Origin of the sequence: Micromonospora sp. (genome assembly GCF_048594385.1) — a bacterium.
GTDB classification, from domain to species: domain Bacteria; phylum Actinomycetota; class Actinomycetes; order Mycobacteriales; family Micromonosporaceae; genus Micromonospora; species Micromonospora wenchangensis.
In genome coordinates, this window is sequence record NZ_JBMDWU010000356.1 from 1 (window position 1) to 8587 (window position 8587).

An 8587-nucleotide genomic window follows, 5' to 3' on the forward strand; every position below is an offset into this window, starting at 1 on the left:
AGACCGGCCCGGACCGCGACGCGCCGCAGACCCGGCCGAGTCGTCACACGGGGCAGACCGGCCCGAGCGGCGGCGCGCCGCAGCCCGGTGCCCGGCCGCTGCGCGCCGACGCGCTGCGCAACCGTCAGCGACTGCTCGACACCGCCGTCCGGGCGTTCTCCCGGCAGGGGCCGGAGGTGACCCTGGAGTCGATCGCCCGGGAGGCCGGGGTCGGCATCGGCACCCTCTACCGGCACTTCCCCACCCGGGAGGCGCTGGTGGAGGCCGCCTACCGCAACGAGCTGGCCAAACTCTGCGACGCCGCCGACGAGCTGCTGACCCGCCTACCGCCCGCCGAGGCCACCCGGGCCTGGATGGACCGCTTCGTCGACTACCTCGCCACCAAGCAGGGCATGGCCGACGCCCTGCGCCTGGTGATCGCCGCCGGCACCAACCCGTACGCGCAGAGCCGGGACCTGCTGGTCGCCGCGCTGACCCGGCTGCTGGCGGCCGGTGTCGCCGCCGGCACGATCCGCCCGGACGTCGACCCGGGGGACGTGCTGGCCGGGCTGGGCGGGATGTCGCTTGCGGCGCAGGGGCCGGAGCAACGGGACCTCGCCGGCCGCCTCCTCGACCTGCTCATGGCAGGGCTTCGCCGACCCTTACGACGGGCCGCACCCGGCCCGTCAGGCGTGGGCCGCGCCGACGCCGGGGGGCCGTAGAATCGTCGTCAGCGTCGCGGTGTACCCGGCACACAGACCGCCGAGGGCACGGAGGCGCCGGACAGCAGGGACACCTGTGCACCCCGATTCCACCTCCGCCGACCGCCTGACCGCGCTCGGCCACCAACTGGTAGAGATCCATCTCTGGCTGCTCGACGAGCTCGACCAGCTCCGGGCCGGCCTCGCCGCCGGTCCCGACGGGTCACCCGGCGCGGAACGGTTGCGCGGTCTGCGTACCCACTGCCTCAGCTTCTGCTCGGCGCTCACCCGGCACCACACCGGCGCGGACGCCGGTGCGTTCCGGGTACTCGCCGACGAGGCGCCCGAGCTGCGGCCGGTGCTCGACAAGCTCAGCCGGGACCACCGCATGGTCGACTGGATCGTCCGCCGGATCGAGGCGCTGGTCACCGCTCCACCGGCGGACGACCCTGCGGCCGTCGACCGGGTACGCGTCGAGCTGGAGGGCCTGTCCGCGATCCTCGCCTCACACTTCCGCTACGAGGAACGCACCCTCACCGCCGCCCTCGACGCGCTCGGCCACCGGGCCGGCGACACCACGGCGCTGCTCGGGGTGACCCCACCACCGGACTGGTGAGCCGGGCCGCCGGATTCCGCGCCGACGGTTGCGCGCCGGCCCCGGCGGACCCCGAGGCGAGGGCGGCGGGCGATTCTCCGGTTGGCAGAATCCGGGCCTGCGGGATGGCCGGGACGACCCGCGACGGCGAAGCTGGGCCGGTGACCGTCTTCTCGCTCCAGGCCACTCCGACCGACGCGGCGGGCTGGGTCGACCTCGCCCGCCGGGCGGAGTCGGTCGGCTTCGACGCCCTGCTCGCCGCCGACCACCCGGGCGACGTGACGTCCCCGTTCGTCGCGCTCGCCGCCGCCGCGTCGGTGACCACCACGATCGGGCTCGGCTCGTACGTGTCGAATCTGGGGGTGCGGGAACCGATCCTGCTCGCGGCCGACGTGGCCACCCTCGACCTGGTCTCCGGTGGACGGGCCCGGCTCGGTGTCGGCGCCGGCCACACCCCCGCCGAGTGGGCCGCCGTCGGCCGGGTACGCCCCGACGTCGCCGGTCGGGTACGCCGCTGCGTGGCCGTCGCCGAGGCGGTCCGCGCCCTGCTCGACGGCTCCCCGGTGACGGTCGACTCCCCCGACCTGGCGGCGCGGGAGGCCCGGCTGACCTCGCCCCGGCCGGTGCAGGACCGCATCCCGTTGACCATGGGCACCGCCAACTCGACGTTGCTGCGTTGGGCCGGCGCGCACGCCGACGTGGTCGGGTTGACCGGTTTCGGGCGTACCCTCGCCGACGGCCACCGGCACGAGGCGCGTTGGCGGGTCGACCAGATCGAGGCGCAGCTCGCGCACGTGGCCGCCGGGGCGGCCGGCCGGGACACCCCGCCCGCGCTGGAGGCGCTGGTGCAGACGGTCGTGGTCACCGACGACGCCGGGGCCGCCGCCGCCGAGCAGGCCGAGCGGGTCGGGCTGACCGTCACCGAACTGCTGGCCACCCCGTTCGTGCTGATCGGCACGGTGGACGAGATCGTCGCGGCGGTCGCGGCCCACCGGCGTCGCTGGGGTGTCACCCGCTTCGTGGTACGCCGGGACGCCCTCGAACCGCTCGTCCCGGTGCTGGCCCGGCTGTCCGGTGCCCCATCCGCCCCGGACGGGTCGGGGTCCGCCCGACCGTGACCGGCGGGCCGGGCGCTCAGGGGGTGGGGGTCGCCCCGGTGAGGCCCTGGTAGAAGCGGATCTTCTCGCGCAGGTGGGCGTACTGGCGCTGCAGCAGGGTCAACTGTTCCTCGACCCGGGCGGCGTGCTGCTCCAGCAGCTCCTGCCGGGCGGCGACGGTGTGTTCCCCCTCGCGGGACAGCTCGGCGTAGCGGCACATCTCGGCGATCGGCATGCCGGTGTCGCGCAGGCAGCGGAAGATCACCAGCCAGCTCAGGTCGTCGTCGGTGAACACCCGACGGCCACCCGAGGTGCGGCCGACGCCGCTGAGCAGGCCGATCTTCTCGTAGTAGCGCAGGGTGTCGAGGCTGAACCCGCTGCGCCGGGCGGCCTCCGAGGGCGGGTACATGGGCCGGATGTTACCGCTTGACCTGGAGCGCACTCCAGGTTGAAAACTGGTCGGCATGACGACGACACGGACTCTGGGCCGCAGTGGAATCGAGGTCGGCGCGATCGGCATGGGGTGCTGGGCGATCGGCGGCCCGCTGTGGGGCGACGACGGTCAGCCGTACGGCTGGGGTGAGGTGGACGACGACGAGTCGGTCGCCACCATCCACCAGGCCCTCGACCTGGGCGTCACCCTCTTCGACACGGCCAGCAACTACGGGGCAGGGCACAGCGAGCGGGTGCTCGGCCGGGCGCTCGCCGGCCGGCGGGACCGGGCGGTGATCGTCACCAAGTTCGGCAACCGCAGCGACGAGGCGACCCGGCGGGCGCTGGGCGTGGACGCCAGCCCGGCGTACGCGGTGGCCAGCCTGGAGGGATCGCTGCGCCGGCTCGGCACCGACCACGTCGACCTCTACCTGCTGCACCTCAACGACCTGCCGGCGTCCGCCGCGCTCGACCTGGTCGACACCCTGGAGGGCCTGGTCACCCAGGGCAAGATCCGGGGGTACGGCTGGAGCACCGACAACCCGGACTCGGCTCGGGCGCTCGCCGGGGCGGGGCCGCACTGCGTCGCCGTCGAACACGACGAGTCGGTGCTGAACGACAACCCGGAAGTGCTCGCCGTCTGCGACGCCTTCGACCTGGCCAGCCTCAACCGGGGGCCACTGGCGATGGGCCTGCTCACCGGGGCCACCCGCACGCTGGGCGCGGACGACGTGCGGGGCCGGGCACCGGAGTGGCTGGTCTGGTTCCGCGACGGCCGGCCCACCCCCGAGTGGTCGGCCCGGGTGGCGGCGATCCGGACGGCGTTGACCGCGGACGGCCGGACCCTCGCCCAGGGGGCGCTGGGCTGGCTGCTGGCCCGCAGCCCCCGGACGCTGCCGATCCCCGGGTGCCGGACGGTCGCGCAGGCCCGGGAGAACTTCGCCGCCCTCACCCTCGGCCCGCTCCCGGCGGACGCGTTCGCCGAGGTGGAGCGCCTCCTGACCGACCTGCGCCCGACCCCGGCCGGCAACGCGACCACCCGGTAGGCCCCGCCACCGCGAGCCCCGATCCTCCCGCCCCCGCCCCGCCCGACCACTCGCCCCCGACTCCCCCGCCCCGCCTCGGCGGGTCGCCGCCCCGTCCCCGGGGATCAAGAGGTTCGCGTCAGTTGATCAAGAGGTTCGTGTCAAGATGGATCTACAACTTGCCGCGAACCTCTTGAACACCGGAACGAGCCGGCCGGGGGTGGACGTCGGGGGGTGGGGTTGGGTGGGGGTTGGTGGTCGGCGCATCCGATCGGGGGCGCGTGGCCGAAGATAGCGGTATGCGGATCCTGATGGCCGGCGTGTCCGGCTTCCTCGGCAGCCGGCTGGTCGACCGCCTCACCGACGACGGGCACCAGGTCACCCGGCTGGTCCGGCGGTCACCGCGTACCCCCGACGAGCAGCGGTGGGACCCGACCGCCGGGCAGCTCGACCCGACCGTGGTGGCCGGGGCCGACGCGGTGGTCAACCTGGCCGGGGCCGGGGTGGGCGACAAGCGGTGGACCGACGACTACCGCCGGGTGATCCGGTCCAGCCGGGTGGACACCACCACCACGCTGGCCGTCACGATCGCCGGGATGCCGGCGGCGGACCGGCCCCCGGTGCTGCTCAACTCCTCCGCGGTCGGCTGGTACGGCAACACCGGCGACCGGGTGGTCGAGGAGGACGCCCCGGCGGGTGAGGGGTTCCTCGCCGACGTGTGCCGGGTCTGGGAGGCGGCGACCCGACCCGCCGAGGACGCCGGGGTCCGGGTGGTACGGCTGCGGACGGGCCTGCCGCTGCACCGCGACGGAGGGCTGCTCAAGCCGCAGTTGCTGCCGTTCAAGCTGGGCATCGCCGGCCGGCTCGGCAGCGGGCGGCAGTGGCTGCCGTGGATCTCGCTGCGGGACTGGCTGGACGCGACGGTGTTCCTGCTGACCGCCGAGGAGGTCGCCGGCGCGGTCAACGTGGTCGGCCCGAACCCGGTCACCAACGCCGAGTTCACCCGGGAGTTCGCCCGCCAACTGCACCGGCCGGCGATCGTCCCGATTCCCGCGGTCGCCCTGAAGGTGGCCCTGGGCGGCTTCGCCCAGGAGGCGCTGACCAGCGCGAGGGTCCTGCCCGCCGTGCTCACCCGGGCCGGTTTCCCCTGGACCCACCCCGAGCTGCCCGCCGCGCTGCACGCCGCCCTGCACGACTGACCCGGTCGGCCCGCCGGCCGACGACCGACCCGGGCGGCGCTGCGGGTGGGCCGGCGCGGCGGCCCGGTCGAACCGGGAGTGGCCGGGGTCGCGGGTCCGACCGGTCGGTCCAGTTCCGGTTGGTAACGTCCGCTCCGTGCCGACTTCCCCGACCCTGGCCGCCGACCCGCCGCCCACCGCCGCCCCGGACGCCGCCCGGGGTCGGCGGGCCGACCTGACCGTGCTGGTCGTCGCGGTGGCGCTGGCGGTCTGGGTGACCAGCGGGCTGTGGCGCGACCCGAACCAGCGGGCGATCACCGTGAACTCCAGCGACCAGGCGCTCTTCGAGTGGCTGCTCGCCTTCGGCGGGCACGCCGTCACGCACGGGGAGAACCCGCTCTTCACCCACCTGCTCAACGTGCCGGACGGGGTGAACCTCGCCGTCAACACCTCGATCACCGTGTACGCGGTGGTCTTCGCGCCGTTGACGTACCTGATCGGGCCGCCGGCGACGTTCCTGGTGATCCTCACCCTCAACCTCGCCGCCACCGCGCTGGCCTGGTACTGGCTGCTCTCCCGGCACCTGGTCGCCAGTCGGCTCGCGGCGGGCGTCGGGGCGCTGTTCGTGGCCTTCTCCCCCGGCATGGTCGCGCACGCCAACGCCCACCTGAACTGGACCGCCGGCTGGCTGGTGCCGCTGCTGGTGGCCGGGGTGTTCGCGCTGCGCCGGCCGGGGCGCTGGCTGCGGGGCGGGCTGGTGCTCGGGGTGCTGGTCGCGGTGGCCTTCTCGATCGCCGCCGAGGGGTTGTTCTTCACCGCCCTGGCGGTCGCCGTCTTCCTCGCCGTCTGGGCGGTGCACCCGGCCCGCCGGGCGCAGGCCCGCGCCGCGCTGCCGGACTTCCTACGCGGGCTGGGGGTGACCGCGCTGGTCGCCGGGGTGCTGCTGGCGTACCCGCTGTGGTTGCACTTCGCCGGGCCGCAACGGTTCCACGGCACCGGCTTCGACCCGGTCATCCACGCCGAGGACATCGCCGCGTTCGGGGCGTACCCGAGCCGGTCGCTGGCCGGGGCGCTGGGCTGGGACACCACGCTGGCGCCCAACCCGACCGAGGAGAACAGCTTCTTCGGGGTGCCGCTGCTGCTGCTCACCGTGGTCTGCTTCGGGTGGCTGTGGCGTCGGGCCGGTCCGGGCCGGCAGGCCACGCTGACCGCGCTCGGGGTGACCGCCGTGGTGTTCGCGGTGCTGTCCTGGGGGCCGCTGGCGAAGTGGAACGGTCAGCGCACCGGTCAACTGCTGCCCTTCGGGGTGCTGGACAACCTGCCGGTGGTCAACGCCGCCCTGCCGTCCCGGCTGGCCCTGGTGGTGGCCCCGGTGATCGGGGTGCTGCTGGCGTACACGATCGACCGGTTGCGGGCGACACCGCCGGGCCGCACGGCCGCCTGGGTGTGGGGGGTGGGTTTCGCGGCGGCGCTGCTGCCGCTGCTGCCGACCCCGCTGCTGACCAGCGTCCGCCCGCCGGTGCCGGAGTTCGTCACCGCCGGCACCTGGCGGGAGTACGTCTCACCGGGCGGGGTGCTCACCCCGATCCCGCTGACCCTGGACGTGACCCCGGACGGGCAGCGCTGGCAGGCGTACGCCCTGTCCCACCGGCAGGGCGAGTTCCGGTTGCCCGCCGGCTTCTTCCTCGGCCCCGGCGGCCCGGACGGGCGGGGTCGGATCGGGCCGCCGCCGCGCACCTTCGACACGCTGATGGACCAGGCCGGGCGGACCGGGCTGGTGCCGATCGTCACCGAGGGCAGCATCCGCCTGTCCCGGGCCGACCTGCGGTACTGGGGGGTCGAGGCGGTCGTGCTGCCCGACGAGGTGCACGGGGCCAAGTACGACCTCGACGAGGACGCCCTGCGTCGTACCGCCACCGCCCTGCTCGGCGAGCCCCGCCGGGTGGACGACGTGTGGCTCTGGACGGTCCCCGCCGGCTGACCGGTCCGCCGCCTGCGGGGGTCACACTGGGTGGCGCGACGAGGCTCACGGGGCGCGGCGGAGGCGGACGGGGCTAGGGTGGCGGGGTGAGCGTGACGACTTCCGGGGTGACCGCCGTCCGGGCGGGTGTGGTCGACTACTCGGCCGCGTGGGACGAGCAGCGGCGGCTGCACGAGGCGGTGGTGACCGGCGAGCGCGGCGACACCGTGCTGCTGCTGGAACACCCGAGCGTCTACACCGCCGGTAAGCGCACCGAGCCCTGGGACCGGCCGATGGACGGCACCCCCGTCGTCGACGTGGACCGGGGCGGCAAGATCACCTGGCACGGTCCGGGGCAGCTCGTCGGCTACCCAATCGTCCGGCTGCCCGACCCGGTCGACGTGGTCGCCTACGTCCGCCGCACCGAGCAGCTACTGATCGACGTCTGCGCCGAGTTCGGGCTGACCGCCGGCCGGGTAGAGGGACGCAGCGGCGTCTGGGTGCCCGACGACGACCGGGGCCCGGCCCGCAAGGTGGCCGCCATCGGCATCCGGGTCGCCCGGGGCGTCACCCAGCACGGCTTCGCGATCAACTGCGACTGCGACCTGTCGTACTACGACCGGATCGTGCCCTGCGGCATCGCCGACGCGGGCACCACCTCGCTCACCGCCGAGCTGGGCCGCCCGGTGACGGTGGCCGAGGTGCTGCCCGTGGTGGAACGGCACCTGCCCACCCTGCTCGGCTGAGCCGATGCGGATCGACCTCGTCACCCTCGTCGTCGCCGACTACGATCCGGCCATCGCGTTCTTCACCGGGATTCTCGGCTTCGAGCTGGTCGAGGACGCGCCGTCGCTGACCAACGACGGCCGCCCGAAGCGGTGGGTGGTGGTCCGTCCGCCCGGCGCGCAGACCGGCATCCTGCTGGCCCGCGCCGACGGTGAGCGGCAGGAGGCGGTGGTCGGTGACCAGGTGGCCGGCCGGGTCGGGTTCTTCCTCCAGGTGGACGACTTCGACGCCGTCCACCGGCGGCTGGTCGACGCCGGCGTGGAGTTCGTGAGGCCACCGCGCACCGAACCGTACGGCCGGGTGGCGGTGTTCCGGGACATCGCCGGCAACCGCTGGGATCTGCTCGGCACGGCCTGACCCCGCTGCCACCAAGCATCAGCTTGGGTCTGAACCGGTCAGCGCAACAGTGCGCGACCGCACCCACAACCTCACCTTCACTACGTAGCGTCACTTATCTCCCCCTGCCACCCACCCTTCCCCACACGCTTTGCTCTGCTGCCCTGGGCGCACCGAGCGCGGAAGGTAACCGTCGCGTCGGTGGCAGCAGAGCAAAGCGTGGAGGGGCAGGTAGGTGGGGCAGCCGGAGATGGGGGCGGAAGTCCTGCTCAGCGGGGTGAGTGCGAATTTCGGACGCAGGGCAGCGCCGGCACCCCCCAAAATCGATCACCCAGGGTGATCGCGGGCGACCTCAGCCCGATTCGTCACCCAGGGTGCTCGACCCGCCCAAGGCGGCAGCGTCGACCGACATGCGGGTGACCCCGGCAAGGGCCGGCACCGCAAGGGCCGCCACCGCAAGGCCGGCCCCGCAAGGCCGGCACCGATGGGCCACCGGGT

9 protein-coding genes are annotated in these 8587 nt (G+C 74.5%); 8 read left to right on the plus strand and 1 reads right to left on the minus strand.

The features are described from left to right. The first annotated feature begins 131 nt into the window (after positions 1–131). The 3 genes from ACOJTC_RS18950 to ACOJTC_RS18960 all read left to right on the plus strand — a co-directional run bounded on the left by ACOJTC_RS18950 (position 132) and on the right by ACOJTC_RS18960 (position 2393). Complete coding sequence (locus ACOJTC_RS18950) at positions 132–701, plus strand: TetR/AcrR family transcriptional regulator (RefSeq protein ID WP_420117885.1); 570 nt, start codon at positions 132–134, stop codon at positions 699–701. 76 nt (positions 702–777) lie between these two features. Continuing rightward, complete coding sequence (locus ACOJTC_RS18955; RefSeq protein ID WP_420117878.1) at positions 778–1296, plus strand: hemerythrin domain-containing protein; 519 nt, start codon at positions 778–780, stop codon at positions 1294–1296. A 140-nt stretch (positions 1297–1436) separates the two neighbouring features. Further along, a complete protein-coding gene (locus ACOJTC_RS18960; RefSeq protein ID WP_420117879.1) occupies positions 1437–2393 on the plus strand; it encodes an LLM class flavin-dependent oxidoreductase in 957 nt (318 codons plus the stop codon). A gap of 16 nt (positions 2394–2409) precedes the next feature. On the opposite strand, the gene ACOJTC_RS18965 is transcribed toward ACOJTC_RS18960, so the two are convergent. After that, on the minus strand, positions 2410–2781 hold the full coding sequence (locus ACOJTC_RS18965) for a MerR family transcriptional regulator (protein ID WP_204927868.1): 372 nt from the start codon (positions 2779–2781) through the stop codon (positions 2410–2412). A 55-nt stretch (positions 2782–2836) separates the two neighbouring features. On the opposite strand from ACOJTC_RS18965, the gene ACOJTC_RS18970 reads away from it, so the two are divergent. From ACOJTC_RS18970 to ACOJTC_RS18990, 5 genes are all read left to right on the plus strand, one after another. Further along, a complete protein-coding gene (locus ACOJTC_RS18970; protein WP_420117880.1) occupies positions 2837–3850 on the plus strand; it encodes an aldo/keto reductase in 1014 nt (337 codons plus the stop codon). Positions 3851–4128: 278 nt separating this feature from the next. Then, a complete protein-coding gene (locus ACOJTC_RS18975; protein WP_420117881.1) occupies positions 4129–5028 on the plus strand; it encodes a TIGR01777 family oxidoreductase in 900 nt (299 codons plus the stop codon). A 136-nt stretch (positions 5029–5164) separates the two neighbouring features. Then, positions 5165–6988, plus strand: coding sequence for a DUF2079 domain-containing protein (locus ACOJTC_RS18980; RefSeq protein ID WP_420117882.1), 1824 nt, complete (start codon positions 5165–5167; stop codon positions 6986–6988). An 86-nt stretch (positions 6989–7074) separates the two neighbouring features. Next, positions 7075–7713, plus strand: coding sequence for a lipoyl(octanoyl) transferase LipB (gene lipB, locus ACOJTC_RS18985; RefSeq protein ID WP_420117883.1), 639 nt, complete (start codon positions 7075–7077; stop codon positions 7711–7713). Positions 7714–7717: 4 nt separating this feature from the next. Continuing rightward, a complete protein-coding gene (locus tag ACOJTC_RS18990) occupies positions 7718–8110 on the plus strand; it encodes a VOC family protein (RefSeq protein ID WP_420117884.1) in 393 nt (130 codons plus the stop codon). The last annotated feature ends 477 nt before the right edge of the window (positions 8111–8587 follow it).